The 26,373-nt window shown below is 74.2% G+C and carries 30 protein-coding genes; 12 read left to right on the top strand and 18 right to left on the bottom strand.

Translation table 11 applies throughout. From position 1 onward, the window contains the following. On the bottom strand, positions 1 to 1,569 hold the full coding sequence (locus BLT76_RS17130; protein WP_211753029.1) for a SulP family inorganic anion transporter: 1,569 nt from the start codon (positions 1,567 to 1,569) through the stop codon (positions 1 to 3). Positions 1,570 to 1,658: 89 nt separating this feature from the next. On the opposite strand from BLT76_RS17130, the gene BLT76_RS17125 reads away from it, so the two are divergent. Continuing rightward, complete coding sequence (locus tag BLT76_RS17125; protein ID WP_090858880.1) at positions 1,659 to 2,561, top strand: formylglycine-generating enzyme family protein; 903 nt, start codon at positions 1,659 to 1,661, stop codon at positions 2,559 to 2,561. Here the strand turns inward: BLT76_RS17125 and BLT76_RS17120 are convergent. Then, on the bottom strand, positions 2,545 to 3,036 hold the full coding sequence (locus BLT76_RS17120) for a potassium channel family protein (RefSeq protein ID WP_170867112.1): 492 nt from the start codon (positions 3,034 to 3,036) through the stop codon (positions 2,545 to 2,547). The genes BLT76_RS17125 and BLT76_RS17120 overlap by 17 nt on opposite strands. A 90-nt stretch (positions 3,037 to 3,126) precedes the next feature. On the opposite strand from BLT76_RS17120, the gene BLT76_RS17115 reads away from it, so the two are divergent. After that, entirely contained in the window at positions 3,127 to 3,945 is an 819-nt protein-coding gene (locus BLT76_RS17115; RefSeq protein ID WP_090858875.1) for a hypothetical protein, read from the top strand. Here BLT76_RS17115 and BLT76_RS17110 read toward each other — a convergent pair. From BLT76_RS17110 to BLT76_RS17100, 3 genes are read right to left on the bottom strand one after another with little or no spacing between them, the layout of a single operon-like run. After that, entirely contained in the window at positions 3,942 to 4,385 is a 444-nt protein-coding gene (locus BLT76_RS17110; protein WP_090858872.1) for a hypothetical protein, read from the bottom strand. The genes BLT76_RS17115 and BLT76_RS17110 overlap by 4 nt on opposite strands. A gap of 4 nt (positions 4,386 to 4,389) precedes the next feature. Next, positions 4,390 to 5,706 carry an uL29 family ribosomal protein gene (locus BLT76_RS17105; protein WP_090858869.1) on the bottom strand — a complete coding sequence of 439 codons (1,317 nt, stop codon included), beginning with the start codon at positions 5,704 to 5,706 and terminating at the stop codon, positions 4,390 to 4,392. Beyond that, complete coding sequence (locus BLT76_RS17100) at positions 5,696 to 6,319, bottom strand: HdeD family acid-resistance protein (RefSeq protein WP_090858866.1); 624 nt, start codon at positions 6,317 to 6,319, stop codon at positions 5,696 to 5,698. The genes BLT76_RS17105 and BLT76_RS17100 overlap by 11 nt, the downstream gene beginning before the upstream one ends. A 113-nt stretch (positions 6,320 to 6,432) precedes the next feature. On the opposite strand from BLT76_RS17100, the gene BLT76_RS25785 reads away from it, so the two are divergent. After that, positions 6,433 to 6,597: a hypothetical protein gene (locus BLT76_RS25785; protein WP_170867111.1), complete on the top strand. Its 165-nt coding sequence runs from the start codon at positions 6,433 to 6,435 to the stop codon at positions 6,595 to 6,597. A gap of 2 nt (positions 6,598 to 6,599) precedes the next feature. Here BLT76_RS25785 and BLT76_RS17095 read toward each other — a convergent pair whose 3' ends face one another. The 6 genes from BLT76_RS17095 to BLT76_RS17070 form a co-directional block, all read right to left on the bottom strand. Then, the gene (locus BLT76_RS17095) at positions 6,600 to 9,221 is read right to left on the bottom strand and encodes a helix-turn-helix transcriptional regulator (protein ID WP_090858863.1); all 2,622 of its coding nucleotides are present in this window, start codon (positions 9,219 to 9,221) and stop codon (positions 6,600 to 6,602) included. A gap of 227 nt (positions 9,222 to 9,448) precedes the next feature. After that, positions 9,449 to 9,868 (bottom strand): DUF7144 family membrane protein, encoded by a 420-nt coding sequence (locus tag BLT76_RS17090; RefSeq protein ID WP_090858860.1) that lies wholly within the window; start codon positions 9,866 to 9,868, stop codon positions 9,449 to 9,451. A gap of 37 nt (positions 9,869 to 9,905) precedes the next feature. Then, complete coding sequence (locus BLT76_RS17085) at positions 9,906 to 10,139, bottom strand: hypothetical protein (protein WP_090858857.1); 234 nt, start codon at positions 10,137 to 10,139, stop codon at positions 9,906 to 9,908. Continuing rightward, positions 10,136 to 10,711: a DUF1269 domain-containing protein gene (locus BLT76_RS17080; RefSeq protein WP_090858851.1), complete on the bottom strand. Its 576-nt coding sequence runs from the start codon at positions 10,709 to 10,711 to the stop codon at positions 10,136 to 10,138. Before BLT76_RS17080 ends, BLT76_RS17085 begins: the two co-directional genes overlap by 4 nt. Before the next feature lie 20 nt (positions 10,712 to 10,731). Beyond that, positions 10,732 to 11,229 carry a DUF1269 domain-containing protein gene (locus tag BLT76_RS17075; RefSeq protein WP_090858848.1) on the bottom strand — a complete coding sequence of 166 codons (498 nt, stop codon included), beginning with the start codon at positions 11,227 to 11,229 and terminating at the stop codon, positions 10,732 to 10,734. 68 nt (positions 11,230 to 11,297) lie between these two features. Then, the gene (locus BLT76_RS17070; protein WP_090858844.1) at positions 11,298 to 12,989 is read right to left on the bottom strand and encodes a SulP family inorganic anion transporter; all 1,692 of its coding nucleotides are present in this window, start codon (positions 12,987 to 12,989) and stop codon (positions 11,298 to 11,300) included. A gap of 89 nt (positions 12,990 to 13,078) precedes the next feature. On the opposite strand from BLT76_RS17070, the gene BLT76_RS17065 reads away from it, so the two are divergent. After that, positions 13,079 to 13,744 carry a GAP family protein gene (locus BLT76_RS17065; protein WP_139175636.1) on the top strand — a complete coding sequence of 222 codons (666 nt, stop codon included), beginning with the start codon at positions 13,079 to 13,081 and terminating at the stop codon, positions 13,742 to 13,744. Here BLT76_RS17065 and BLT76_RS17060 read toward each other — a convergent pair. Both BLT76_RS17060 and BLT76_RS17055 read right to left on the bottom strand, forming a co-directional pair. Further along, positions 13,729 to 14,289 (bottom strand): hypothetical protein, encoded by a 561-nt coding sequence (locus BLT76_RS17060; protein WP_090858837.1) that lies wholly within the window; start codon positions 14,287 to 14,289, stop codon positions 13,729 to 13,731. The genes BLT76_RS17065 and BLT76_RS17060 overlap by 16 nt on opposite strands. Positions 14,290 to 14,312: 23 nt before the next feature. After that, positions 14,313 to 15,164: a mechanosensitive ion channel family protein gene (locus BLT76_RS17055; protein ID WP_170867110.1), complete on the bottom strand. Its 852-nt coding sequence runs from the start codon at positions 15,162 to 15,164 to the stop codon at positions 14,313 to 14,315. Positions 15,165 to 15,276: 112 nt separating this feature from the next. On the opposite strand from BLT76_RS17055, the gene BLT76_RS17050 reads away from it, so the two are divergent. Further along, on the top strand, positions 15,277 to 15,948 hold the full coding sequence (locus BLT76_RS17050) for a GAP family protein (protein ID WP_090858832.1): 672 nt from the start codon (positions 15,277 to 15,279) through the stop codon (positions 15,946 to 15,948). Continuing rightward, on the top strand, positions 15,942 to 16,145 hold the full coding sequence (locus BLT76_RS17045) for a hypothetical protein (RefSeq protein WP_090858829.1): 204 nt from the start codon (positions 15,942 to 15,944) through the stop codon (positions 16,143 to 16,145). The genes BLT76_RS17050 and BLT76_RS17045 overlap by 7 nt, the downstream gene beginning before the upstream one ends. On the opposite strand, the gene BLT76_RS17040 is transcribed toward BLT76_RS17045, so the two are convergent. From BLT76_RS17040 to BLT76_RS17030, 3 genes are read right to left on the bottom strand one after another with little or no spacing between them, the layout of a single operon-like run. Then, a complete protein-coding gene (locus tag BLT76_RS17040; protein WP_090858826.1) occupies positions 16,126 to 17,085 on the bottom strand; it encodes an FUSC family protein in 960 nt (319 codons plus the stop codon). The two genes, BLT76_RS17045 and BLT76_RS17040, sit on opposite strands and share 20 nt — an antisense overlap. Beyond that, positions 17,082 to 18,797 carry a SulP family inorganic anion transporter gene (locus BLT76_RS17035; protein ID WP_244509450.1) on the bottom strand — a complete coding sequence of 572 codons (1,716 nt, stop codon included), beginning with the start codon at positions 18,795 to 18,797 and terminating at the stop codon, positions 17,082 to 17,084. Before BLT76_RS17035 ends, BLT76_RS17040 begins: the two co-directional genes overlap by 4 nt. Next, positions 18,794 to 19,849 (bottom strand): AI-2E family transporter, encoded by a 1,056-nt coding sequence (locus BLT76_RS17030; RefSeq protein WP_244509449.1) that lies wholly within the window; start codon positions 19,847 to 19,849, stop codon positions 18,794 to 18,796. Before BLT76_RS17030 ends, BLT76_RS17035 begins: the two co-directional genes overlap by 4 nt. 114 nt (positions 19,850 to 19,963) lie before the next feature. Here BLT76_RS17030 and BLT76_RS17025 point away from each other — a divergent pair, with 114 nt between their 5' ends. The 3 genes from BLT76_RS17025 to cls are packed head-to-tail and all read left to right on the top strand — an operon-like array spanning position 19,964 to position 22,141. Beyond that, positions 19,964 to 20,383: a DUF6325 family protein gene (locus BLT76_RS17025; protein WP_139175631.1), complete on the top strand. Its 420-nt coding sequence runs from the start codon at positions 19,964 to 19,966 to the stop codon at positions 20,381 to 20,383. Positions 20,384 to 20,385: 2 nt separating this feature from the next. Next, on the top strand, positions 20,386 to 20,670 hold the full coding sequence (locus tag BLT76_RS17020; RefSeq protein ID WP_090858817.1) for an SHOCT domain-containing protein: 285 nt from the start codon (positions 20,386 to 20,388) through the stop codon (positions 20,668 to 20,670). A 4-nt stretch (positions 20,671 to 20,674) separates the two neighbouring features. Next, a complete protein-coding gene (gene cls / locus BLT76_RS17015) occupies positions 20,675 to 22,141 on the top strand; it encodes a cardiolipin synthase (RefSeq protein ID WP_090858813.1) in 1,467 nt (488 codons plus the stop codon). Here cls and BLT76_RS17010 read toward each other — a convergent pair. Further along, entirely contained in the window at positions 22,122 to 22,541 is a 420-nt protein-coding gene (locus tag BLT76_RS17010) for a YggT family protein (protein ID WP_090858809.1), read from the bottom strand. The two genes, cls and BLT76_RS17010, sit on opposite strands and share 20 nt — an antisense overlap. A 463-nt stretch (positions 22,542 to 23,004) precedes the next feature. On the opposite strand from BLT76_RS17010, the gene BLT76_RS17005 reads away from it, so the two are divergent. Both BLT76_RS17005 and BLT76_RS17000 read left to right on the top strand, forming a co-directional pair. Next, complete coding sequence (locus BLT76_RS17005) at positions 23,005 to 24,255, top strand: HNH endonuclease signature motif containing protein (protein ID WP_090858805.1); 1,251 nt, start codon at positions 23,005 to 23,007, stop codon at positions 24,253 to 24,255. Positions 24,256 to 24,302: 47 nt separating this feature from the next. Beyond that, a complete protein-coding gene (locus tag BLT76_RS17000) occupies positions 24,303 to 24,497 on the top strand; it encodes a hypothetical protein (RefSeq protein WP_090858802.1) in 195 nt (64 codons plus the stop codon). A gap of 12 nt (positions 24,498 to 24,509) precedes the next feature. On the opposite strand, the gene BLT76_RS16995 is transcribed toward BLT76_RS17000, so the two are convergent. After that, on the bottom strand, positions 24,510 to 24,758 hold the full coding sequence (locus tag BLT76_RS16995; RefSeq protein WP_090858799.1) for a hypothetical protein: 249 nt from the start codon (positions 24,756 to 24,758) through the stop codon (positions 24,510 to 24,512). Between the two features lie 125 nt (positions 24,759 to 24,883). Between BLT76_RS16995 and BLT76_RS16990 the strand changes: the two genes are divergently transcribed. Beyond that, positions 24,884 to 26,344 carry an MFS transporter gene (locus BLT76_RS16990; RefSeq protein WP_090858796.1) on the top strand — a complete coding sequence of 487 codons (1,461 nt, stop codon included), beginning with the start codon at positions 24,884 to 24,886 and terminating at the stop codon, positions 26,342 to 26,344. Positions 26,345 to 26,373: the final 29 nt, after the last annotated feature.

Here is a 26,373-nt window from a genome sequence, read left to right as displayed (position 1 = left end):
TCATCGGGCGCCGAGCAGCCCGGCCTGCTCGGCGCCGACGAACCAGTCCGACCGGCGCAGCACCTCCAGCACCTCCGGCCGCAGCCCGGTCAGTGTCAGGGCGATCCCGTCGCCGGCCAGCTCGTCGCGGAGCGCCCGGACGGTGTCGATCAACGGGATGGTCACCCGGGTGACCGCGGCCGCGTCGAGCACGACACGGGCGGGGTCGGCCGCCCGGACCAGGCGCAGCGCCTCGTCGTGGGTCGACCGGGCGTTGCCGGTGTAGAGCCCGCCGGTCAGGCGCAGGGACAGCGCGTCCGGCGGTCCGTCGTACGACGGGGCGACGCGGGGCTGGTTGACCGAGCGGACCACGAGCACCAGCGTCAGCGCCACCCCGACGGCCACGCCGAGGAGCATCCCGCCGGTCAGGCCGAGGGCCGCGACGACCAGGGCGACCCAGAGCTCCGCGCGGTCGATGCGGGCGTAGACGACGAGCTCGCGGGGGTCGAGGAGGCCGAGGATGGCCACCAGCACCATCGCGGCGAGCACGGCGCGCGGCAGGTCGTCGAGCACCGGGGCGAGGAGCAGCGCGACCAGCAGCGCCAGGGCGGCCGTGACCACGGTCGAGAGCTGGGTGCGGGCGCCCGAGCGCAGGTTGACCGCCGACTGCGAGAAGCCGCCCGCGGGCGGCAGGGTCTGGGTGAGGCCGCCGGCCAGCGACGCGATCCCGGTGGCGAGCAGCTCCTGGTCGGTGTCGATCGGCGGCTCGTCGCGGCGGCGGTTGGTCCGGGCGACGAGGACCGTCTCGAGGAACGCCATCACCGCGATCGCCAGCGCACCGGGCAGCAGGTCGACCGCGTCGCCCGGCACCGGCAGCGACAGCCCGGGCAGACCGGACGGCACCGGGTCGATGAGCCCGACGGTGCGCTCGACGTCGGTCGTCGCCACCAGCACGACCGCACCGGCGACGACCACCAGCGGCCCGGGGACCTGGGGGGCCCACCGGCGCAGCACGAGCAGCACGCCGACGGCGGCGGCGGACACCAGCACCGTGGCCGGGTCGGCGTCGGGGACCCGGCCTATCGCGTCGGCGACGGTGGCGAAGAAGCCGCCGCCGTCCGGGTCGGCGGCCACGCCCAGCAGGGCCGGCAGCTGGCTGGCCGCGACGGTGAGGCCGACCCCGATCCGGACCCCGGTCAGGGTGGCCGGCGAGATCGACTCGACCAGCGACCCCAGCCGGAAGAGTCGCATCGCGAGCAGGCACAGCCCGACCAGGAAGGTCAGCGTGAACGCGGCGCCGAGCAGCTCGTCCTGGTCGCCGATCTCGAGGCCGGCCAGGGTGGTCGCGACCAGCACGGCGATGGTCGACGTGGTCGACACGCTGACGGCTCGTGCGCCGCCCACCAGGGCGTAGGCGACCATCGGGGCCAGGCAGGTGTAGAGCCCGACCTCGACCGGGAGCCCGGCGATGGTCGCGTAGGCCATCGCCTGCGGGACCACCACGGTCCCCGCCGCGAGCCCGGCGAGGATGTCGGGCCGCAGCCAGCCCCGCTGGTAGCCACGCAGCGTCGGCGCCAGGTGGGGGATCACACGCGGCAGCCAACCGCGGGCGCGGCGGCACCGGGCTCACCCGAGCCGGGTGAGGCGGGCGGCCCGCCGCGGCGTGGTACGACGACCCCATGGTGCTCGTCCCCGGCGGTCTCGACCTGCTCGGCAGCGACCGCTTCTACGCCGAGGAGCGGCCGGTCGTCGAGGTGGAGGTCGGCGACGTCCGGTGGGACCCGCACCCGGTGACCAACGCCGAGTACGCCGCCTTCGTCGCCGAGACCGGGCACGTGACCGTCGCCGAGCGCAAGCTCGACCCGGCCGACTTCCCGGGCGCCGACCCCGAGCTGCTGGTGCCGGGCTCGCAGGTGTTCACCCAGCCGCACGGCCCGGTGCCGCTCGACGACTGGACCCGGTGGTGGCGCTGGCAGCCCGGCGCGCAGTGGCGGCAGCCGGGCGATGGGCCGACCTGGCGCGAGCTGCCCGACCACCCCGTCGTGCACGTCGGCTGGGAGGACGCCCTGGCCTATGCCCGCTGGGCCGGGAAGGACCTGGCCACCGAGGCCGAGTGGGAGCACGCCGCCCGCGGCGGCCTGGTCGGGGCCGACTACGCGTGGGGGGACGAGCTGGCCCCGGCCGGCCGGGTGATGGCCAACACCTGGCAGGGGCCGTTCCCCTGGCGCAGCGAGGACCCGGTCGGGCACGACCGGACCAGCCCGGTCGCGTCGTACCCGGCCAACGGCTACGGGCTCTACGACATGGTCGGCAACGTCTGGGAGTGGACCCGGACGCCGTGGACGCCCGACCACCGCGACCGGCTCGCGCCGCCCGAGCCCGCGTCCTCGCCCTGCTGCGGCGGCGCCGTACGACCGGCGCCGGAGGCGCTGCGCGAGACCGACCGGATGGTCACCAAGGGCGGCTCGCACCTCTGCTCGCCGTACTACTGCCGCCGCTACCGGCCCGCCGCCCGGCAGGGCCACGGCGTCCGGGACACGACCTCCCACCTCGGGTTCCGGTGTGTCACCCGTCCCGGCTGACGGTACGGCGGGCGGCGCCCCGGCGGACCCGCGCCGTGAGCAGCCCGGCGGCGCTGGCGACGAACACGACGTCGAAGACCATCTGCAGGAGCACGAGGGCCCGGGCGGCCTGGCCGGTGGCGTGCACGTCGCCGTACCCGACGGTGAGCATGGTGGAGGCGGAGAAGTAGAGCGCGTCGAGCCGGGTGACGAGGCCGTCGAGCTGCTCGGGCCGGTGGACCTCGAGGGCGTAGAAGGCATAGGCGAAGACGACGAGGACGGTGACGATGGCGGCGACCAGGCCCTCGACGCGCCGCTCGTCGTCGCGGACCGCCCGGCGCAGCTGCTCGACCAGGCCGGCCGTCAGGCCGAGCAGGGCCGCCACCCCGATGACGGCGCGGACCACCACCCGCTCCGGCGGGTCGGCGGACACCGGCGCCACCAGGTACAGGACCAGGATCGACCCGAGGACCCCGAGCAGTCGCAGCCACCGCACGAGGTCCACCGTGGTGGGCCGGCGCGGGGCGCCGGGTCACCCGAGACGGGTGAGCGGCTGGTCGCGAGGGGCCGCGCGCTCGTCGCCCGGGTGCTGGACACCGTCCCGCCCGTCCGGAAGGTGGTCGCCGAGCTGGTGCGCGTGGAGTTCATCGACCGGTCGATGGTCGTCGCCGCCCAGGGGCTGCTGGCCCTGGTGCCGCTGGTCGTGGTGCTCGCGGCGTTCCTGCCGCAGGAGGTGACGGCACTGGGGATCGACCGGTTCGAGTCGGTGACCGGGGTGGGGGAGGCGAGCGCGGACCTGGTCACCGATCAGGTGGCCGGCACCGCGGCCGGGCTGGACGCCTCGGCGGTCCGCACCCAGACCGGGCTGCTCGGCCTCGCGCTGACCCTGCTGTCGGCGTCCAGCTTCGCGCGGGCGGTGCAGCGGATGTACGAGCGGGTGTGGGGCCGCTCCCACGTCGGCGGGTTCCGGGGCCGGCGGCTCTGCCTCGGGTGGCTGCTGGGCTGGCTGCTCGCGATGCAGGGGCTCTCGGTGGTCGGCTGGCTCGACGACCGGGTCGGTGGCGTCGCCCTGGACCCGTTCTGGCTGGTCCTGCGGGCCGCGCTCGCGACCGTCCTGTGGTGGTGGACCCTGCATCTCCTGCTCTTCGGCCGGGTGCCCTGGCGCCCGCTGCTCGTCCCGGCGCTGGTCACCGGCGCGGCCGTCGTGGCCTACGCCGCCGGGTCGACGGTGGTGATGCCCCGCTACGCGACGTCGAGCGCCCAACAGTTCGGGACCTTCGGGCTGGTCCTCGCCGTGGCGACCTGGCTGGTCGGCTTCGCCGGCGTGCTGGTCGTCTCCGCCGTGGTCGGCCGGGTGCTGGTCGAGGACGCGTGGGTACGACGCACCTTCCGCTGGGTCGGCTAGGCCGGGGCGCTGCCCAGCCGCCGCAGCGCCCAGCCCAGAGCGACGAGCACGGCGCCCAGCGCCACGACGAGGGCGGCGACGCCGAACGCGACCACGGACGTGAAGAGGCTGGCCCGCAGGAACGACGCGGTCATGACGGACTCGCGACGCGGGTCGTCCTGGGCGAGCTCCGCGTAGGTCTTGCCGTCGGCGATGCCCTCGGCGTGCTTGGCGATCGTCGCCGCCTCGCTGTACGCCGACAGCGGTCCGGCCACGTCGTTGCCGGCGAACCAGTCGGCGTCGTCGGAGACGGAGATGTTCTCGGCGGCGAGGGTCTGCTGCACCACGACGTACGTCGTGACGCCGGCGACGACCATCAGCGCGCCGACGACGATGACGAGCAGGCCGACGAGGCGGACCGCCGCGTCGGGGCGGGAGGAGACGGGGTCGGAGGTGGCCATGGCGTCACCGTCCCGCGAGCGGGGGCGCCGCCTCCTCGCCCGGAACGGGTGGGATCGGGTCCCGGGCCAGCAGCTCGGTGACGAGCAGGACGACCGCCGCCGCGACGAGCAGGGTCAGGGTCCACGCCCCGGTCGGGTGGTCGGCCATCACGTAGGCGAGCACGACCACGCCGGCGACCGTGCCGCGGATCGCGGTGCGGTAGCGGCCCAGGAAGGCGCCGACCGGTCCGGTGTCGAGGCCGGTGCGGTCGGAGCCGTGGCGGACGACGTCGAGGCCGCGGGTGGTGCCCCGTCGTACGGCGACCGGGGCGGGACCCGGTCCGCTCACCCAGGCCGCCGCGGCGACGGCGAGGAAGAGCACCAGCACCGCCCGGAGGTTCAGCCGGATGAAGGAGACGAGCTGGTCGTAGATCGCCCCGGCCGCGTCGGCGGGCAGCCGGTCGGTCGGGACCGCGTCGAGGTAGACGACCCGGAAGGCGTTGAGGGCGAGGCCGAGGGCGAGCATCGACCCGGCCACGACCAGGGCGGCCGCCACCAGGGTCCGGCGCTTGCGCCGGGCGGTGAGCAGCGCGACGCCGAGGAGGACGACGGCCAGCACGGGCAGCACGCGGGCGGCGGCCGAGAGCAGCCGGAAACCGCGCTGCGCCCGCTCCACGTCGGCGGACTCGAAGATCGTGAACTGCGCGGTCACGGTCGGGAGCCGACCGGCCAGGGTGAAGCCGGCATCGACCAGGCGGGCCTTGACCGCGTCGATCAGCACCGCGAGGTTCAGCCGCACGGCGTTGCCCTCGACCTCGACGCCCTGCCCGGTCTCGCCGGTGAGCACGGCGACCATCTGGCTGTGCGCCTCCCGGTTGGCCTGCTCCCAGGCGGCGGCGAACTCGTCGGACGCCACCAGTCGGTCCACCTGCACGCCGACGAAGCTCTCGACCCCGTTCGCCAGAGGGGTCGAGAGCGCGTGCAGGCTGGCGGCCACCCGTGGCGGTACGCCAGCGTCCGCGAGCGCGTCGACGGCCTCGCCGGTGACGGCCCGGACATCGAGCCGGCTGACCAGCTCGCGGGTGATCCGGGCCGAGACGGCCCGCTGGACGGCCGGGTCGTCGGCGAGCGGGGCCATCGTCTCGACGTACCGGTCGGTGTCGGCGACCTGGTCGTGCGCCCAGGTCGCCACGACCGCCGCCGGGGCGACCAGCGCGAGGAGGACCAGGCAGGCGACCACGACGACGCTGCGCCACCAGCCGCCGCGCTGCTGGTCCGCCTCGAGGCGCGCGACCTCGGCCCGCAGCTCCGCGAGCCGCTCCCGGCGGTCGTCAGGCTCCACGGGGGCGCGCCGAACGCAGCACGAACGCGGTGGCCACGGCCGCGAGTCCGGTCGCGAGGAGCCAGACGCAGGCGACCAGGACGAACACGCCGAGGGACAGGTCGGGGTAGGCCAGCAGGAAGCCACCGGCCAGCACCGAGAGGATGCCGGTCGCGATGTCCCACCCGCGGCGGCCCGGCACCGGCGACACGATCGCGGCGATCACGTCGACGACCCCGGAGACCAGCCACCAGGCGCCGAGCAGGATGCCGATCGCCACGACCGTCTGCAGCGGGTCGCGCAGGCACAGCAACCCGACGATCAGGGCCAGGGCGCCCGACAGCCCGACCAGGGCCCGGACCCCGCCGTCCATCGCGCCGGCGCCCCCGATGGCCGCGACGATCCGGACCACGCCGGAGACCAGGAACTGGATCCCGACCAGCACCGCGAGCACCTTCAGGGTCTCGTCCGGCCAGGCCGCCAGGACGACCCCGACGCCGAGGGTGACGAGGCCGTAGGCGAGGACCAGGCCCCAGTGGTCGGCCAGCATGCGGGCTCCGGGCGGCACCGCGCCGTACGGCAGGGAGGGGTCGGTGTCGTTCTCTGCAGGGTGGATCTCGGCGGAGTGGGACACGGCGGGCCTCCCGGCTCGGGGAACGGGTCCGGTCAGCCTGCGACCGGACCGCGGTGGCGGGTTCGCCCGAAACGGGTGGACCGGGACCGCCGCGGTCGCCGGACGCTGGCGCCGTGTCGACCCACCCGCTCCCGCGTCCCGTCGACCGCGACCCCGGCCAGGTCCGCACCCTGCTCGAGGGGGTGGCGGCCGTCGCGCTGCTGGCCGCCCTCGTCGGCGGGGTGGCCAGCGCGCTGGCGTGGGCGACGTACCAGGTGATGGTCCTGCTCCTCTCCTAGTGCTAGAGGAGGTGCAGGCTCCGGGCGACGGCGAGGGCCTCGCTGCGCCGGTTGGCGGCGAGCTTCGAGTAGAGGCTGGACACGTGGGTCTTGACCGTGTTCTCGGAGACGAACAGGTTGACCGCGATGTCGGCGTAGGTGGACCCGCGGGCCAGTTCGTGGAGCACGTCGCGCTCGCGGGGGCTCAGCACCGGCAGGACCCGGTCGCCGATGATCCGCTCGCGCTCCTGGGGCGTGGCCGTCGTGGTCGCGTAGACCGCGACGGCGTCGGTCCGGCTCCCGGCGGCGTCGGCGAGCTCCCGCACCCAGGGCGAGACCGGCTGCTCCGCCAGCTGCCGCAGCAGCGGCGCGACGGGCGTGCCGTGGCGCGTCCAGCCGAGGAAGGGGACGGCATTGCGTCGTACGTCGGTCGCGGACGCCGCCTCCTGCAGCCGCCGGAGCGCGAGGTCGCGGTCGCCCAGCGCGTCCAGGGTCTGCGCCTCGCAGACGAGAGCGAGCTCGCGGACGGGTGGCTGCGAGCGACCGACCCCGGACGCGGCGGTCGCGAACAGGGACGCGGCCCGCCGCAGGTCCCCGTCGAGGTCCGCCCGCAGGCCCGCGGCCAGCGCCGCCTCCCGGGTCGCCGCCAGGGCGACGAGGTCCTGCTCGCAGGCCTTGATGGTGTCGCCGTCGGTGGCCAGGGCGGCGAGGAAGGCCCGCTCGACGAGGGTCACGACCCGCAGGTGCTCGGGGAGCTGGTCGATCCCGACCGGGAGGTCGAGTGGGGTCTCCAGGATCTGCTCGGCGCGGGAGACCGATCCGGCCCGGAGCGCGAGGCGGGCGTCGCGCACGCGCATCCAGAACCGCGTGCACAGGTCGGCCGTGTGCGCCGGCGGCGGCGTGTCCGGCACGTCGATGGGCTCCTGGGTCCAGGGCACGTCGACCAGCTCGGTGAGGAGCAGCACCAGCCCGGCCCGGTCGCAGGCGAAGCGGGGCCGCCACGGCAGCGCGTCGCCGAGCATCCCGACCGCCTCGGTGGCGACCTGCCGCCCGGACCGCTCCCGGCCCGCCATGTACTCGGTCATCGCGAGGTGGGTGGCCGCCGATATGGCCAGGACCGGCAGCTCCCGGCTGCGGCACAGGCCGATGGCCGTGCTCAGGTCGGCCTGGGCCCGGACCAGGTCGCCGGTCCAGTTCTGGGTGATGCCGAGCTCGGTCAGCAGCTGCGGCATCACGTCGTCGTTGAGGCCGTCGCGCTGCGACGCCCGGACCACCTCGCGGGCGTGCTCGACGGCCGGGCCGAGCGGCTCCAGGCCCAGCCGGGCCCGCATCAGCCGGAGGCAGGCCACCCGCCCGCACACGTTGCGGGCCGCCCCGGGCCCCGGCGTCTCCGCCCGCAGCACCCGGTCCATCCAGTGCCGGGCGCTCTCCACGTCGCTGCCCACCCAGCGCTCGACGGCGATCGGGAACCAGGTGCCGGGATGGTCGGCGACGACGTCGGGGTGGGCCCGGACGAAGCGGGCGACGGCGTCGCCCTGCCCGCGCATCACCATCGTGACGCCCTCGGCCGCCAGCAGGTCGGCGGCCCGGCCGTGCTCGTGGACGGCCACCAGCCGGTCGAACGCGCGCGCGGTCTCGCCGCGCTCGATGTCGAGGCCGACGGCCCGGACCACGGTCGAGCGGGCCTGGGCGACGTCGACGCCGCCCGCGGCCATCCGCCGCCGGATCACCTCGGCCAGGAGCGGGTGGATCCGGTAGCGCGGGTCGTGCTCGTCGGACCAGCCGGGGCGCCGGCGGTCGGAGCCGTCGTCGCTCCCGACGCGGGTCACCAGGAGGCCGGTGGTCTCCAGGTCGTCGAGGATCTCGCCGGCACGCGGGTCGTGCGAGAGGTGACGGGCGGTCGAGACCGACACCTCGCCCTCGGGGGCCACGCACAGCAGCAGGTGCCGCTCGGGCGGGCGGAGGGCGGAGAACACCTCGCTGGCGACCCGGTCGGCGACCCGGGCGTCGATGCCGGCGTAGCGGCGGGCGGCCGCGGCCGGGTCGGGCGCGGTCGCGACGGCGCGCGACATCAGGACGACGGCGGCGCACCAGCCCTGGGCGTGGGCACCGATGGTCGCCACCACCTCGGGGTCCTGGGTCCGGGCGTGCGCGGCCACCATCGCCGCGGACTCGGGCTCGTCCAGGCGGAGCACGTCGCCGCGCAGGACCGTGAGGTGGCCGAGGAGCTCCGGGACCAGTCGCCGAAGACGCAGGTCCCACCGGCTGAGGAGCAGGACGCGCAGGGACTCGGGGTCCTGGCTGAGCCGCTCGTCGATCAGGCCCACCGCGGACGGCGGCAGCAGGTGGGCGTCGTCGACGACCAGGAGCCCGGGCGAGCCGGGGGCCAGCAGGCTCCGGAACCGGCCGGAGTCCCAGCTCACGTCGGCGGTGACCCAGCGGGCCGGTGCCGCACGTCGGTCCAGCCAGCCGCCGACGCCGAGGGTCTTCCCGGCTCCGGCAGGTGCGACGACCAGCGTCACCGGGCCCCGGGTCGCCTCGTCGAGCTGGGCCCAGAACGAGGCGCGGGGGACGTAGGTGCGCGGCAGCCGCGGTCCTACGCGGACGGGTGGGAACGGGGTGGTGGGGAATGGGGAGGAGATCATGGGGCAGCCCTTCGCCGGAGCCGCCCGGTCGTACGTGCCGATGCATCCCCCCAGTGCGTCGAGCCCGCCACGAGCCGGGTCAACACAGTGGTCACGCTGGTCGGTGCCAGGCCCTCGCCCCCGAGCCGTGCACGTGTGCCGGGGCCCCATCCTCGGCAATCACGAGGGTAAGCCGCTCTCGCGGCGCCGTCACCCCCTCGTGGGTCGTGCAATCTTGTACCGCCCGGCTACTTCGCGGCGCCGAGCTGCCGGCACAGCGCCCAGATGACCAGGATGTTGAACGACAGGACCACGATCGACCAGAACGGGTAGAACGGCAGGAACGCGAAGTTGGTGACTGCCCCGACGGTCGCGATCGCGATGCCGGCGACGTACCCCCAGGCCTGCGCCGCAAGGATGCCGACGGCGGTGGCCAGGCCGATCACGCCGACCACGAGGTGGATCCAGCCCCAGGTCGTGACGTCGAGCTTGTAGACGTAGTCGAGGCCGGTGACGAAGACGCTGTCCTCGCCGATGGCGGCGATGCCCTCCAGGATCTGGAAGAGGGCGACGGTGGCCAGCATGACGCCGGCGAAGGCGGTGGTGCCGAGGGCGACCAGGCCGCTCGTCGAGTGGTCGTGGGCCCGACCGGACGTATGGGTGCTCATGGCGACGGACGCTAGGAGCGGCACCCGGCCCGGATGCTCACCCGCTTCGGGTGACCCCGGCCCGCGAGCGCCAGAACAAGGAGCTCAGCGGCTGCGCAGCTGGCTGGCGAGCGCCCACACGACCAGTGCGTTGAAGGCCCTCCAGCAGCTTCATCGACGCGAAGGCGGCGAGCAGGACGCCGGCGAAGGCGCCGACGCCGTACGCGAGTCCGCGGTCCTCGGGGTCGACCCAGGCCGGGTCGCCGCTTCCGGGGGCGTGGGTGCTGGTCATCGGGATTCTCCTTCTCGGGGGTCCGACGCGTCGCGGGGCGCGAGGTCGGCGACGACCGCGCGCAGGGCCGCGGGGGCGTCCTCGGCGAGCCGGGCGTGCAGGAGGACCACGTCGCCGCGCGCGATGCCGCGCTCGACGACGGGGCGGACGTGGTCGAGGTCGGCATCGCTGGTCAGCACCAGCAGGGCGGACGAGCCGGGCTCCAGGTGACCGATGACCTCTTCGAGGAACTGCTGGTCGATGCCGGTGCCGCGCAGCCGCTGGGCGAGCGCGGCGACCCCGGCCCCGGCCGCCGCGCCGACGGCCGGGGCGAGGACGAGCGTGCCGATGAGTGCTCCGAGGACCGACCCCTTGCCGGCAGCGCCGGCGGTGGTGTGGCGCAGGTGGCCGATCCGCGGCTGGTGCGCCCCCGGCATCCAGGCGACCGTGATGGCGTCGTGGACGGTGAGGGCGTCCCGCTCCTGCAGGCTCTTGAGCCGTACGGCGCCGGCGTCCGCCCCGAGTGGGGTGTCGTAGCGCCACACCGTGAGCGCCGGGCTCCGGTAGGCGCGCTGCCTCTCGTCGTCCTTCACGGCTCTCGCCCCGGATCCACTCAGGCGGCCGCGAACACGTCCCGGAGCGCGGCCTCCTGGTCGTCGCTGAGGTTGGTGAAGATCAGGTCGTCGGGGGCGTGGCCCGCGAACGCGTCCTTCACCTTGTCGACGACGACGTCGGAGGTCATCACGAACAGGGCCGAGGTGCCGGGGGTGACCTGGTCGCGCACCCTGTTGATGAACCGGTCGTCGATGCCGGCGTCCGACAGCGACCCGGCGAGCGCGCCGGTGGCGGCGCCCAGGGCGGCGCCCAGCAGCGGGACGAAGAAGATCAGGCCGAACAGCAGCCCCCAGAAGCCGCCTCCGAGGGCGCCGGCGCCGGTGGTGGACGCGAGCTGGCGGGTCTTCGGCTTCTTCTTGCCGACCTCCCACGACACGGTGGCCGCGTCGTGGAGCGTGATGACGCCCTCGGTCGCGAGGGTCTGCAGGGTCTGCGAGGCTCGCTCGGCCCCGTCGGGGTCGTTGAACTTCCAGACCGTGAGTGTCGCTTGGGCCATGACCGTGCTCCTCGCTCGTGGTGGCGTTTCCTGGCCCCGAGTCCACGTCGTGGTACGACGGGCCCGGCTCACCCGTTCCTGGTGAACGGCGGGGCCGCGATCGCCGCCTCGATGGTGGGGTGCAGCGGCGGCTCGCCCTCGGGCTCGGCGGTCGCGAGCACGTCGCGGACCTGGCCGATGTCCTCGGCGAGCGCGAGCTCGGCGCCGTCGCGGCGCAGGTCGGACCGGAGCTGGACCAGCATCTGGGCGGCGGTGACGTCGACCGACGGCGTCGAGCGGCCGTCGAGGACGACCAGGCGCAGGCCGGGGACGTCGGCGGCCAGAGCGCGGACCCGGGTGCGGACGTAGTCGGCGTTGGCGAACAGCAGCGGCGCCTCGACCCGGACGACGAGCACCCCCGGCACGGTGGGGTAGCCCCGGTGGCGTGCCGCGTCGACCCACGGCCGGTCCGGCCCGGCACCGACCGGAGCGAGCGGGACGACGTGCGGCCGCGAGGTGCGGGCGAGCAGCAGGGTCAGCGACACCGCGATCCCGATGACCAGCCCGGGCAGGGTGTCGAACACGAGCACGCCGAGGAGGGCCGCGACGGCGGCGAAGAAGTCGGCCCGGCTGGTCACCCGGTAGACCCGCGAGAGCCGGCCGGTCTGGACCCGCCACAGCCGCCGGAGCGAGGCCACGTCGACCAGCTCGACCACCGCGGCGACCACGACCGCGGCCAGCGTGGCCTCCGGCAGCTGCTCGAAGAGGCCGGTCAGGAACAGCAGCGTGACCACCGTGAGCGCGGCCGCGGTCAGGCCGGAGACCTGGCTGCGGGCTCCGGCCGAGCCGTTGACGGCGGTCTTCGACAGGCTCCCGTTGACGACCATCCCCGAGGTGAGACCGGCGCCGAGGTTCGCGGCGCCGAGGCCGAGGAGCTCCCGGTCGGGGTCGATGTCGTAGCCGCTGCGGGCGGCGTACGTCTTGGCGGCGCCGAGGCCCTCGGCGAACCCGACCAGCATCACGCCGACGGCACCCGCGAGCAGGTCGGCGACCTCGCCGCGGCCCAGGTCCGGGAGCCCGAGCACCGGCAGGCCCGAGTCGATGTGGCCGACGATGTCGAGGCCGTCGTCGTCGAGCCCGAGGACGGCGACCAGCCCGATGGAGGCCAGCGCGACCACCAGCGAGCCGGGCAGCAGCGGGACGAACCGTCGGAGCGCCAGCAGCGCCGCCAGGCTGCCGAGCCCGACCGCGACGGCCAGGGCTTCGGCGTCGCCGAGGTGGGTGAGGAGGTCCCAGAGCTTCTCGAAGAAGCTGCCCGAGCCCTTGTCGACGCCGACCAGCGCGGGCAGCTGGCCGATCATGATGGTCAGCGCGAGCCCGATGATGAAGCCCTTGAGGACCGGCTCGGAGATGAACGATGCCAGGAACCCCAGCCGCAGCGCCCCCGCGGCCACCGCGACCAGGCCGGTGGCCAGCGCGAGGCCGGCGGTCAGCGCGGCGGCGTCGGCGGCGCCCCCCGACACGGTCGCGACCACCCCCGCGGACAGCGCGGCGGTGGCCGACATGGGGGCGACCACCAGGTGCCGCGAGGACCCCACGACGGCGTACAGGACGAGGGCCGGCACGGCGGCGTACAGGCCGACGACGGGGGAGACCCCGGCGATGGTGGCGTAGGCGAGCGACTCGGGCACCAGCACCGCCCACACGGTCAGCCCGGCGACCAGGTCGGGGCGCAGCCAGGAGCGCGGGTAGGCCGTGAACGACGGCGCGAGGAGCCTCACCTCGCGGGAGGCTAGGTCCGTCGTACGGGCGGGCAGTTCCCCCGGAACAGGTGACGCCGGACGCCGCCCGGCCGGACGACGGTCGGACCGTGTGGGAGCTCGCGACGCAGCTGGTCCCCGAGATGCTCGGGCTGCTGGTCACGCCTGCCGCGGTCGTCGCGTGCCTGCTCCTGCTCGGGTCGTCGCACCCGTTCCGCAACGTCGCGGCCCTCGCCGGCTCGTTCCTGGCCGTCTACGCCGGCGTCTCGGTGCTGGTGCTCGCCCTCGGCGAGGCCGCGGGTACGACGACCGACGACCCGTCGACCGCCCGCGGCGGGATCAGCCTGGGGGCCGGCGTGCTGTTCCTGGCCGCCGGGGCGTGGTCGTGGGCGCACTCGCCGGCACGGACCGGATCGCCGCCGGGCTGGGTGGTGCGTCTGCGCGACCCGGCGCCGCGCCTGGTGGTCGGGGCCGGGCTGCTGCTGGCCGCGGTGAACCCCAACATCGCCATCCTCGCGTCCGGTCTCGGGATCGTCCTGACCTCCGACGCCGGGACCGGTGCCCGGCTGGGCGGGGTGGGGCTGCTGCTGGCGGCGAGCATGCTCGACTTCGCCGTACCGACGCTGGTGTTCGTCGTCGCGGGGAGACGGGGTCGTCGGTGGCTGCGGGACGCGACCGGCTGGCTGCTCGCCCACAACCGCGCGATCGGGGTGGTCGTGCTGGTGGCCTTCGGGCTGCTCTTCGTCGGTCGCGGTCTCGCTCAGCTGGCGGGCTGATCGCGGCGGCTGCCCAGCTGGACCCGGTGCCCGACCAGGGTGAGCACCAGCCAGGACACCGCGAACACAGTCGTGCCGGTCGCGGTGTCGGGTCGCCAGTACCACCCGGTCGAGTCGGTCCCGAGCCGGCCGATCCCGGACAGCAGCAGCGCGGACCCGGCGGCCGCCGTCGCCCAGCCCAGGAACCGCTGCCGCCACCGGTCGGCGAGCAGACCGCAGACCACCGCGACCGCCGGCACGAACACGACCGAGAGCAGCCAGTCGGAGTCGCCCCGGTCGACGACGACGAACAGCCGCGCCCCGACCACCGAGCCGACGACGACGCCCGCGACGAAGAACAGGAAGGCCGAGAGCAGGTACGTCGACACGAAGGAGACGACGGCGCCGGCGCCGGCGACCAGCAGCACGGTGGTGGTCGAGGCGCCCAGGGCCGTGGCGAGCAGCCAACCGGTCCCGAACCCGGCGGCCAGCACGGCGACCCGGACGGAGAAGGCGCCCAGGAAGCACAGGACGGCACCGACGAGGACGAGCAGGGCGGCGGACATGGGGGACTCCTTCGTCGTACGGGTCAGAGGTCGCCGGGGGCGGTGAGCGGGGCGTCGGGCGGTGGCCAGGCGAGGGCGGCGGGCCGACCGGCGGCGACCAGGTCCTCGTGGAGCGCCGCGGTCACGTGCGAGGCGACCTGGGGGCCGGCGTCGGGGTGGTGCCAGAACCGGAGGGCGTAGGTGACCCGGCCGGCGTCGACGGCGACCAGCAGCACGTGCGGCGCCGGGGAGGGCAGCACGCCGTGGACGCCCGCCGCGGTGGCGACCAGAGCCTCCCCGGTCGCCGGCCCGGTCGCCGGCCCGGGCTCCGGGTGGGCGACGCGGACCTGGATCTCCGAGCGCACCGCGCCGCGGGTGGAGTGGTTGACCAGCGGCTCGTCCATGAACCGCCGGTTGGGGATGTGCACGGTCCGCCCGTCGAGCGCCGCCAGCACGACCGAGCGGGAGTTCAGGTCGGCGACGTGACCCTGGTGGCCGCCGGACTCGACCAGGTCCCCGAGCCGGACCGGGTGCCGGGTCTGGATGACCAGGGCGGCCCCGAAGTTGTCGGCGATGCCACGCAGCATCAGGAACGCGGCGCCCAGGACCAGCAGCATGGCGGCGAGCAGCGGCTGGACCGGCGCGCCCAGGATGGCCAGCACGACCCCGGCGCCGACCAGGATCACGAAGTAGCGCACCACCCGCGACGCCTGCAGCGCGAGGTCGTCGGCGACGCCCTGGACCCGGTGCCCGAGGTGGAGGGTCGCGCGGGCGGCGTACCGGGCGACGAGGGTGGTGGCGAGCGCGACCGCGGCTCCCCACAGCACGCTGGAGACGGTCAGGTCGAGTCCGACGACCGGCACGTCGACGGCCCAGGCGCTCGCGGTCGTGGCCACGCCCCACCGTCGGGCGGTACGACGGGCCCGTGCTTCGCCCGAAACTCGTGAACCCCTGTCCGGGTGGCCGCGCCTACGGTCGCGGCACGTCGAGGGCAGAGGAGGAGTCACGGTGGGCGAGGTCATCGGTGAGCTGCTGCCCGTGGCCCTCGGCGTGGCCGTCTCGCCCGTGCCGGTCATCGCCGTGATCCTGATGCTGCTCGCGCCGCACGCCCGGGCCGCCTCGGTCGCCTTCGGTCTGGGCTGGGTGCTCGGCATCGGCGCGGTGGTGGTCGCCGTCGCGGTGGCCGTCGACCCCGTCGACGACACCGAGGACGGGGACCCCTCGACGCTGGCGGCCGTCCTGAAGATCCTCCTCGGGGTGCTCGCGGTGCTGCTCGCGCTCCGGACCTGGCGCGGCCGGCCGCACCCGGGCGAGGACCCGGTCATGCCGGGGTGGATGAGCGCCCTCGACACCGTCACGGCGACCAAGGCCCTCGGCCTCGGGATGCTGCTGTCCGGGGCCAACCCGAAGAACCTCACCCTGTGCCTCAGCGCTGGCGTCACCATCGGCACCGGTGGGCTGTCCGCCGGGAAGACCGTGGTCGCCGTCCTGCTCTTCGTGGCCCTCGGCTCGTGCACGGTGGTGGTGCCGGTGCTCGCCTACCTGGTCGCGCAGCAGCGGATGCAGCAGCCCCTCGACGAGCTCCGGCAGTGGCTGACCGTCCACAACGCCGCGGTCATGACCGTGCTGCTGCTGGTCATCGGCGTGACGATCCTCGGCCAGGGGGTGGCGGCGTGGTGAAGATGATGATCCGCGTGGACGCCGAGGTGTCCGACGAGCTCGCCGGCGCCTTCCCCCACCTGACGGCTCGCCACCACCGGGCCCAGACCACCCTGACCGGTGAGCTGCTCGACCAGCAGGAGCTGCAGGGGGTGCTCAACCTGCTCAGCTCGCTCGGCATCAGCGTCGTCGAGGTGGTCACGATCCCCGACGACTGAGGGCCCGCGCCGAGACGCTGACGATCGCGGCGACGCCCACCCCGAGCAGGGTCTCCCCGACCCGCTCCCGGAAGCGCGTCGTCGCGTCGTCGACGTCGCCGGCGAGCAGCAGCAGGAGCACGAGGAAGGTCGTGAAGAGCGGCGTCAGGTACCAGCCGCTGCCGGCCACGGCGGTCATCGTCATCACGGTCGCGAGCACGAGCAGGGCGACCACCGGTGCGGGGACGTCCAGGGTCACGGTGGCCACTGCGAGCGCCGCCCCCAGGACGACGTCGGCGACCCGGTTCCAGGATCGGGTCGCCTGCAACCGCGGGCTCGGCCGCATGACGAGCAGCGCGGCGGTGGGGGCCCAGCCGACGTGCTCGAGGTCGGCGGCGAAGCCGATCGCGGTACAGACGGCGCCGGCCAGCCCGGCCCGGAGGCCGAACCCGACCAGCCCGCGGTCCGTCGTACCGGCCGGTGGGGATGGTGGGTCCGGGCGGTCGGGTCCGGCGGGCCAGGCCAGGCCGACCAGGGCCGCCCACACCGAGCCGGCGACCATCACGGCGGCGAGCCGCCCGACGGTCGCGAGCCCCGGGAAGCTGAACCCGACCGCGGTCAGGGGCAGGCAGAGGTAGAGGACCAGGGACAGCCGGGGCCGGACGCTGGCCAGCCGGGCGGCGCCGACCGCGAGCACCAGGATCCCCACGACGGCGGCCGGCGGCCACCGGGCGAGCAGCCCACCCAGCACGAGCGACGCGGCGACGAGGCTGCCGAGCAGCGCGACCCGGGCGCGGTCGCGGCGGCGCGGCGGCAGCGGGACGGCGGTCGCCGGCACCAGGCCGACGGCCAGCACCGCCCCCAGTCGGACGTCGCCCGCCGCGACCACGGCCGCGGGCGCGCCGAGGACGGCACCTCGGACCAGGGCCGCCCGGTCCCAGGCGACACGCGGGGGCGTCACGACGGGCGCACCGCGTGGACCGGGCCGGGCGGCTCACCCGTCGCGGCCGCGACCGCGGCCCACGTCGACGCGCCCAGCACCTCCGTGGCCGGTACGACGTGCAGGTGGCCGGCCGCCCCGGCCAGCGGGCCGTCCCGCCAGGAGGCGGCGACGTCCGGGTCGACCCCGGTCAGGTACAGCTCGCCGTCGGCGGCCGCGAGCTGCTGCGCGTAGTCGCCGACGACCTTCAGGAACGTCGCGCCGAGGGTGGTCCGGCCCCGCAGCCGCAGCACCACGACGGGACCGCCCGGCCGCGGGACCGGCAGCCGGCGCTGGAGGGTGCGCGCGCCGGCGTAGAACAGCGACCCGTAGACGTTCACGACCACGACGTCCCCGGGTCCGACCTCGGTCGGGAGCGGCTCCTCGCGCACGGCGCCGTCGGGGGTGCGGACCAGGCGGACGACCCGCAGGTCGAGGGAGTCCTGGTTGAGCTGGAGGAGCAGCGACGCGACCACCCCGACCGCCACCGCCTCGGCCACCGGGAGGACCAGGACGGCCCCCAGGGTGCCGAGCATGGCGACCGCCGGGATCCGGCCGGCCCGGGCCACGGCGAGCAGCTCGCGGGGGTGGACGCTGCCCCAGCCGGCGTAGACGAGGACGGCCGCGAGGGTCGGCATCGCGACCTCGCCGACGACGCCCGAGAACGCGAGCAGGATGACCGCCATCCACAGGCCGGACCAGATCGACGCCCAGCGGGAGCGGGCGCCGGCGCTGACGTTGAGCGCCGTCTGCCCGACGGACCCGCCGACCGGCATCCCGCCGAAGAGGCCGGAGGCGGCGTTGGCGAGTCCCTGCGACGTGAAGTCGCGGCGGGTCGAGGTGGGGGAGCCGTCCGGGTTGGGGACCGCCTCAGCGACGCCGACGCCCTGGACGAGCACCAGCGCGGCCACGGCGAGCGCGCCGCCGACCAGCGACAGGTCGAACGCGGCCGGGTCGGGCAGCTGCGGGGGCGGCAGGCCGTGGGGGATCCGTCCGGTGTCCTCGACCAGCGCCACCGACCCGGCCCCGACCAGCAGCACGGCGACGGTCGGGACGGCGAGGGCCAGCAGCGACCCCAGCACCGCCACCGGCGTCCGACCCAGGACGACCAGGACCAGCAGCGCGACCAGGCCCGCGGCGGCGGACGGACCGTCGACGTCCGGCAGCCGTCGTACGACGTCCGCGGCGCGGGTGATCGCCAGGTCCCCGTCGGCGGCGATCCCCAGCAGGTCGGGCAGCTGGCCGAGCACCATGTTGACCGACACCCCGGCGAGGAACCCGACGAGGACGGAGCGGGACACGAAGCGGGCGAACCGGCTGAGGTTGAGCAGCGCCGCCGCGACCATCGCCGTACCCCCCATCAGGGTCAGCCACAGCAGCGCGTCCGAGCGCTGGTCGGGACCGAACGACTCGACGGCGGAGCCGGCGGCCAGGGCGGCCGCGCTGGTGGTCGTGACGACCATCAGCCGGGTCGAGCTGGACACCCCGCCGGCGACCGGCCCGGCGAAGGAGGCGTAGAGACCGTGGGCCGGGTTGACCCCCGCCAGGACGCTGGCCGCCATCCCGTCCGGGACGCTGGAGATGGCACCCGGCAGCCCGGCGACCAGGTCGGAGCGGAAGTGCCGGCGCCGGGGCCGCAGGTCGCCGAGCCAGGCCTGGATCCACGCGCGGGACTCCGGCTCGTCGCCGCTCACGGTGCGTCGCGGTTGGCCACGAGCGGGCTGAGCCACCGGTTCGCCGGGTCGGCGTCCACGAGCAGCGACCGGACCAGCAGGCTCAGCGGGATGGCCAGGATCGCGCCGAGCGGCCCGATGACCCACGACCAGAACACCAGCGACAGGAAGGTCAGCGTGGTCGACAGTCCGACCGCGTCGCCGACGACCTTCGGCTGGATGACCGACTGGATCACCACGTTGAGCACCGAGTAGATGACCACGACCGCGAGGAATAGCCCCGGACCGCCCTCGAGCAGCGCGAGCACCGCCGGCGGGACCAGGCCGATGACGAACCCGATGTTGGGGATGTAGTTGGTCAGGAACGCCAGCAGCCCCCACAGGACCGGTGCGGGTACGTCGAGCAGCGCGAGCACGGCGGTGTCGAGCACGGCGACGATGAGCCCGAAGACGGTGGACACCAGCAGGTAGCTGCGGGTCCCGTGGGCGAACGTGGCCAGCGCGTCGACCGGGCCGGGCCGCACCCGGGCGGCCTCGGTGAGGTGCCGGGGGAACTGGCTGCCGTCGATGGTCATGAAGAGGACCAGGGTCACGATGAACACCAGGCTCGAGGCGACGCCGAGGACCCCGGTGACCGCCCCCGTCACCAGGCCGGTGAGCCGGGACAGGTCGAACGAGTCGGCGACGTGCTGGATCTGCTCCGGGGACACGCCCAGCTGGTGGAGCCGGTCGGCGGCGTCGAGCGTCCACGCGTTGAACTCCGCCTCGTAGTCGGCCAGCAGCGTCGCGAACCGCGCCGTCGCCGCCACCAGGGTCACCGCCAGGGCGACCATGACCAGGTTCACCACCAGCAGGCAGAGCAGCGTCGCCAGCCATGACGGCAGGGAGCGGTCGAGCCACCCGCGCATTGGGTGGGCCGCGATGGTGAGGACCAGGGCCAGGAAAGCCGGTCCGAGCAGGGAGGCCGCGCCGCGCATCCCGGCGATGACGATGACCGCGGCGGCCAGGCCGAGGAGCACCACCAGTCCGCGCGGGAGGCCGGTGTCGGGGGCGCGCGACGAAGTGCTGTCCACCCCCGGATGGTCGGTGCGCGCGGCCCCGATGCGGGTCACCTGATTGGGGTGACCCCCGTCGCACGGCGCGCTCCTAGCCTGCGTACGACGAGCCGACACGAGGGGAGATGGCCGATGGAGCGAGGACCTGTCGAGGTGCTGTGCCTGGCGTTCCCACTAGGGGTCAGCCCCGAGCGGATGACCGACGTCCTGCGCCGTCCGGTCGACCAGCAGGCGGTCCGCCTGATCGACCTGGTCTTCCTGCTGCGCGACGACGACGGCGTCCTGGAGGCGCGCGACGTCGAGCACGAGATGTTCCGGATCCCCGAGCTCGCCGGCCTCACCTTCGACCCGCACACGCTGCTCTCGGGCGAGGACCTGGAGACCTTCGCGGTGTCGCTCCCGCCCGACCAGCAGGCCGTGGTGGCGGTGATCGAGCACGCGTGGGCCCGCGACGTCAGCCGGCAGCTCGACGACCTGGGCGCCGAGCTCGCGTTCTACGCCCGGATCCCCGAGGCCGACGTCACGGCGGCCTACGCGGCCGAGAGGAGCTGACCATGTTGATGCGACGTTTCGGCCGGCCCGGCCTGCTGGGCACCGTGGCCCGCACCGCGGTCATCGCCGGCACCGCCACCGCGACCCGCAACGCCCTGGACCGCCGGCAGCAGCGCAACGCCGAGCAGGAGGCGGAGGCGGAGGCCTACGAGCAGCAGGCGGCCGCCCCGGCCGCGGCCGCCTCGGCCGGCATCGGCGACCAGCTCACCCGACTGGCCACGCTGCACGAGTCCGGTGCGCTGACCGACGAGGAGTTCGCCGCCGCGAAGCTCCGGCTGCTCGGGTAGCCCGGTGGACGCCGGCTGGCTCGTCGCGGCACTCGGTGCGGCGGCGGCGCTGCTGCACGCCGCCGTCTGCGTGGTCGCCCTCGGAGTCCTGCCCGCCGGCCGCAAGCCGTCGACGGCGATGGCCTGGCTGATCCTGGTGCTCGCCGTCCCGTTCCTCGGCGTGGTGGCCTTCCTCCTCGTCGGGTCGACCTCCGTCGGCCGGCGACGGCGCACGTGGCAGCGCGAGGTCAACGACCGCGTCCTCGCGGCCGTCCCCGCGCAGCCCGTCGTACGGGAGCCGCCGCCGGGGGAGGTCGCCGGGATGGCGGAGCTCAACCGCCGCCTCGGCGCGTTCCCGATGTCCCACGACAACACCGTCGAGGTGCTGCCCGACTACCAGGGCAGCATCGACGCGATGCGCCGCGAGGTCGAGCGGGCCGAGCGCTTCGTGCACGTGGAGTTCTACATCGCCGCGTGGGACGAGGCCACGGACGGGTTCTTCGAGGCACTGCGGGCCGCGGTCGCCCGCGGCGTGGAGGTCCGGCTCCTCTTCGACCACCTCGGGAGCCGCGGCGTCCCGGGCTACCGCGACCTCCTGCGCCGGCTGCAGGACGCCGGCATCCGGCACGCGCCGATGCTGCGCATCGACCCCCTCCGTGGCCAGGTCCGGCGCCCCGACCTGCGCAACCACCGCAAGATCCTGGTCGTCGACGGCCGGGTCGGCTTCATCGGCTCGCAGAACCTCATCGAGCCCGGGTACGACGACCCCGGCAACCACCGGCGCGGCCTCACCTACCGGGAGCTGGTCGCCCGGGTCAGCGGGCCCGCCGTCCGCCAGCTCGCGGTGGTGTTCGCCACCGACTGGGTCGCCGAGACCGGGGAGCCGGTGTCGCACACGCTCGGCCCGGCCGCTCCGGACCCGTTCGCGTCGGGCGTCCCCGGCGTGGCGGCCCAGGTGGTCCCGTCGGGGCCGGGCTTCGCCACCGAGAACAACCTGCGGCTCTTCAACTCGATGCTGTACGCCGCCCGCAGCCGGATCTCGCTCACCTCGCCGTACTTCGTCCCCGACGAGACCCTGCTCTACGCCGTGACCACGGCCGCCCAGCGCGGCGTCGAGGTGGAGCTCTTCGTCTCGGCCGTCGCCGACCAGTTCATGGTCGCCCACGCCCAGCGCTCCTACTACGGCGCGTTGCTCGACGTCGGCGTGCGCATCTGGCTCTACCCGGCGCCGTACGTCCTGCACGCGAAGTTCCTCACCGTCGACGACGACCTCGCCGTGATCGGGTCGTCGAACCTGGACTACCGCTCCTTCGCGCTCAACTACGAGTGCGTCCTCTTCGCCCGGAGCACGGCGCTCGTCGAGGGGCTGGGGGTCGTCCAGGACGGCTACCGTGCGGCGTCGACCGAGCTGACCGCCGAGCAGTGGCACGGGCGCGGCTGGTGGACGGCGTACGTCGACAACGTCATGCGGCTCACGGCCGCCCTGCAGTAGTCCCCGGGTCCACCGCTCGCTCGTCCGCTTCGGCCAACCGCTCCAGGAACCCGCCGATCCAGTCGAGCAGCGAGCTGACCAGCCACGCCGCGACGGCGTACACGAGCATGGCGAAGAGCACGGACGTGTCGAGCACGGCCCCGACCTCCTGGCTGCCGCTCAGCCCCAGGTCGATCGGCGTGAAGATGCCGCGGAACGGCTCCATCGCCCGGTCGAGCGAGCGGTACGACCACGCCACGAACGACGCGTCCGGGTTGGCCCCGAACAGCAGCAGCGTGAACCCGAGCGCCAGCACCGCCTCGGTCACGACGACGTAGGCGTAGACGATCCAGGCCAGGGCGCGTACGCCGAGCAGCGCCACGCGGCGGCGGGGGTGGACGTGCGGGAGGTCGGTGGACACCCCGCGAACCTGCCGCCGCCCCGCCCGCCCCCGCCTCACCCGACCCAGGTGAACCTGCACCCCCAGGTTCTCCGCCGGTGCTCCCCGCCGGTGGTCGAGCAGTGAAGGACGAAGTCCTGAGCGCCCGTCGAGACCCCCGCAGCCAACAAGCAACCTCCGGTAGGTCAGCCCCCGCCACCGGTGGTCCCCGCCGGTGGTCGAGCAGTGAAGGACGAAGTCCTGAGCGCCCGTCGAGACCCCCGCAGCCAGCAAGCAACCTCCGGTAGGTCGGACCTTGCCGTGGCGTCTGCTCGGTGCACCAGGCCGGTTCGAAGACATTTACAGAAAGAAGGGGGCTCATCGTCCGCGGTGATCAAGGGCCATCACGAGGCTGCTTCTGGCTTTCGGTCTTTTCGGGTCGACCGTTCGAACAAGGCTGTGAACGACTCTCGCATTCGATAATGTGTTCGACTAGAATGGGCGCATGGCACGGGACCTCGACGACTGCGACACCGCTTCGGCAGTGCTGTCCTACGTGCGCTCCGAGCGACACGACGAGATGCGCGCGGCCGCGAACCAGCTTGCCGCCGCGGTGACCTGGGCCGGCATGCACTCCACCGACTCCCTGCAGGATGCGGCAGCGGTGTGGATCCGCGGCTGTGAGGACGAGATGGCCATTGCCGGCCCCGGAGCACCCCTGATCGCCGAGTTCTCCGTGCTGGAGTTCTCCGCCGCCCTCGGAATGTCCTCCGACTCCGGGCGGATCTACCTCGGCCACGCCGTCGAACTCGCCCACCGCCTGCCACGCGTCTACGAGCGCGTGCAGTCGTTGGACCTGCCGGTGTGGAAGGCCCGCCGCATCGCCGCCGAGACCATCGACCTCCCCGAAGACGGCGCCGAGTTCGTCGACACCCACGTCGCCTCAGTGGCACACAAGATCTCCATCGCCCAACTCGACCGCACCATCGAAGAAGCCCGGACCCGCTTCGACCCCGAAACAGCAGCCCAACGGGCACGTGACGCGGCCGAGGTGCGGCACTTCGACATCGAGTCCCAGCAGGTCTCGTTCGACGGCCACGTCGAGGTCCGCGGGACCCTGGACCTGGTCGACGCTCTGGATCTGGAGGACGCGGTCGCCCGGGGTGCGTCCCACCTCGGCACGATCGCCGCGGACCTGTCCCTCGATGCGCGTCGCTCGATCGCGGTCGGGGACCTTGCCCGCCGCCAGCTGACGTTGGATCTCAACGCCGAGCCGGACCCGGACCGCAAGCGACCCCGCCAGGTCGTCGTGCACGTGCACCTCGCCGACGCTGCGATCGCCCGGGTTGAGAACACTCGGTCGATGATCTCGGTGGAGCAGGTGCGGTCCTGGTGTCAGAGCAGCGACAGCCAGGTCGTGATCAAGCCGGTGATCGACCTCGCCGGTCACATCCACGTCGACGCCTACGAGGTCCCCAACCGGTTGAAGGAACGCCAGGCGCTGCTTCAGCACTCCTGCGTCTTCCCCTGGTGCCGACGCCGGGCCAGATCGTGCGACCACGACCACAGCGACCCAGCATCCAGTGGCGGGCCGACGTGTGACTGCAACATCGCACCACTCTGCCGGCGACATCACCGCGCCAAGACCCACACCAGATGGCGCTACGACAAGATCGACGACACCACCTTCATCTGGCAATCACCCAACGGTCTGAACTTCGTCCGCGACCACACCGGCACCACTCCGCAGCCCTGACCGAGAACCCTCGGCAGGGTCACGGGTGCGCGCTCTCCGGTAGGCCCATGGTGACGGCGGCTCTGCTGGTGTTCGAGGACGGCCGCAAGGAGTTCGTCGACTCGGTGCACGTCCACACGCCCCGTGACGGGTGTCTGCTCCTCGCGACAGGTGCGCCCGGAGCCGGCCTGGACGCCGCGGTGGTCCGCGCGGTGCCGGTCGCGTGGCTCAGGTACGTCGAGACCTGCGGGCGGGACGACTGAGGCGCCCCGGACTCACGTCGTCGGTCCGGCGATGCGTCGGGCGATGCGGCCAGCTCGGACCCGGACAGCGCCCGCGCCCAGGCCCGCCAGGAGGCCGAGGTGGGCGGCGGGAACGCCGACCTCCAGTACGGCGAACCAGGCGGTCGCGGGGTGGGCGGCCAGTCCGAGGACGAGTCCGGCGACGGCGCCCGTCACCCCGAGGCCGACGGCGCCGAGCAGTGCGTAGCGGGGCACGAGCGGTACGTCCTGCGTCCACGTCATGGTCCAAGGTCCCACGGATCGGTCCAGAACTGAACAGGTTCAGATCGTCTGGTTCGCGGACCGTGAAGGCGACGTGAAAGCGACTCGAAACCGCCGTGAAGGCGCGGCTCCCTAGCGTCACCGCCATGACCACCACCCCTGTGACGACGTCCGCGCCGTCGAGCACCTACACCTCCCTCCGGGCGGCCTGGATCCCGCTGGCCGCCCTCTGCCTGGCGTTCTTCGTCGAGATGGTCGACAACACGCTGTTGTCGATCGCGCTGCCGACGATCGGCCGCGACCTGGGCAGCGGTACGACGGCGCTGCAGTGGGTCACCGGCGCCTACTCGCTCACTTTCGGCGGGCTGCTGCTCACGGCCGGGGCGATGGCCGACCGGCTCGGGCGGCGGCGGGTGCTGCTGGTCGGGCTGGCGGTCTTCGGCTCGCTGAGCCTGCTGGTCGTCCTGGTGGAGACCGCGGGCGAGCTGATCGCGCTGCGGGCCGCGCTCGGCCTGGCCGCGGCCGCGATGGCACCGATCACCAACTCGCTGGTCTTCCGCCTGTTCGACGACAAGGCGCTGCGGATGCGCGCCATGACGCTGATGATCATCGTCGGGATGTCCGGGTTCGTCCTCGGCCCGTTGCTCGGCGGCACGGCGCTGGCCCACGTGCGCTGGGAGTGGCTGCTGGTGGTCAACGCCCCGATCGCGCTGATCGCCGCCATCGGCGTACGGCGCGGCGTCGCGCCCGATCGGCCCGAGGACCTCACGAAGGACCGGCTCGACCTGCCCGGCGCCGTCCTCAGCATCGCCACCATCGGCCTGGCCTGCTGGTCGCTGACCAGCGGGGTCGAGCACGGCTGGCTCTCCGCGGTCACCATCGCTTCGATCGTCGGCGCCGTCGCCGCCGGGTTCGCCTTCGTCCGCCACGAGCGCCGTACGCCGGAGCCGATGCTCGACCTCGGCCTCTTCTCCAGCGGCACCGTCCGTGGCGCAGCCATCGCGCAGGTCGGTACGTCGATCGCGATGGCCAGCGTGATGTTCGGCCTGATCCTGCACTTCCAGTACGCCTACGGCTGGAGCCCGGTCCGGGCCGGCCTGGCCAACCTGCCGATCATCGTCACGATGATCGCCGCGACGCCGCTGTCCGAGTGGCTCGCGAAGCGGTTCGGCCACCGGATCGCCTGCCTCGTCGGTGCCGGCTTCCTCGCCGGCTCGCTCGGGGGCCTGTCGTGGGGCGTCGACCACGGGTACGCCGCCATCGCGGTCTGCATGGTCGCCATGACGATCGGCCTGCGCACGGTGATGACCATCTGCGCGGTCGCCCTGGTCGACGCGATGCCGGCCAACCGCACCTCGATCGGCACCGCCCTCAACGACACGGCCCAGGAGGTCGGCACCAGCGTCGGTACGGCGGTCGTCGGCACCCTGATCGCCGCGCTGGTGACGACCCGGCTCCCCGCGGGCGTGTGGAGCAGCGACCTGGTCGCGTCTTTCTTCCACGGCGAGCGGATCACCTACGCGGTCCTTGCGGTCGTCGTCGGGCTGGTCGCCGGCGCCGGGGCGCTCACGCTGACCGACTCGCGGTCGGTCGAGGAGGCGCACTGACATCTCATGGACACAGCCCTGTCGTCCAG

Source organism: Nocardioides lianchengensis, assembly GCF_900101465.1.
Taxonomy (GTDB): Bacteria; Actinomycetota; Actinomycetes; order Propionibacteriales; family Nocardioidaceae; genus Nocardioides; species Nocardioides lianchengensis.
Note: the sequence above shows the minus strand (reverse complement) of the source record. Positions and strands in the feature narration are given on the sequence as shown.

Bases quoted from the DNA above. Each gene is read 5' to 3' on its own strand.
- BLT76_RS17075 (WP_090858848.1), bottom strand. From the start codon at position 11,229: ATGGCCCAAGCGACACTCACGGTCTGGAAGTTCAACGACCCCGACGGG.
- BLT76_RS16995 (WP_090858799.1), bottom strand. From the start codon at position 24,758: ATGACGTGGACGCAGGACGTACCGCTCGTGCCCCGCTACGCACTGCTC.
- BLT76_RS17095 (WP_090858863.1), bottom strand. From the start codon at position 9,221: ATGATCTCCTCCCCATTCCCCACCACCCCGTTCCCACCCGTCCGCGTA.
- BLT76_RS17005 (WP_090858805.1), top strand. From the start codon at position 23,005: ATGGCACGGGACCTCGACGACTGCGACACCGCTTCGGCAGTGCTGTCC.
- BLT76_RS17125 (WP_090858880.1), top strand. From the start codon at position 1,659: ATGGTGCTCGTCCCCGGCGGTCTCGACCTGCTCGGCAGCGACCGCTTC.
- BLT76_RS17020 (WP_090858817.1), top strand. From the start codon at position 20,386: ATGTTGATGCGACGTTTCGGCCGGCCCGGCCTGCTGGGCACCGTGGCC.
- BLT76_RS17060 (WP_090858837.1), bottom strand. From the start codon at position 14,289: ATGTCCGCCGCCCTGCTCGTCCTCGTCGGTGCCGTCCTGTGCTTCCTG.
- BLT76_RS17025 (WP_139175631.1), top strand. From the start codon at position 19,964: ATGGAGCGAGGACCTGTCGAGGTGCTGTGCCTGGCGTTCCCACTAGGG.
- BLT76_RS17000 (WP_090858802.1), top strand. From the start codon at position 24,303: ATGGTGACGGCGGCTCTGCTGGTGTTCGAGGACGGCCGCAAGGAGTTC.
- BLT76_RS17110 (WP_090858872.1), bottom strand. From the start codon at position 4,385: ATGGCCACCTCCGACCCCGTCTCCTCCCGCCCCGACGCGGCGGTCCGC.
- BLT76_RS17085 (WP_090858857.1), bottom strand. From the start codon at position 10,139: ATGACCAGCACCCACGCCCCCGGAAGCGGCGACCCGGCCTGGGTCGAC.
- BLT76_RS16990 (WP_090858796.1), top strand. From the start codon at position 24,884: ATGACCACCACCCCTGTGACGACGTCCGCGCCGTCGAGCACCTACACC.
- BLT76_RS17090 (WP_090858860.1), bottom strand. From the start codon at position 9,868: ATGAGCACCCATACGTCCGGTCGGGCCCACGACCACTCGACGAGCGGC.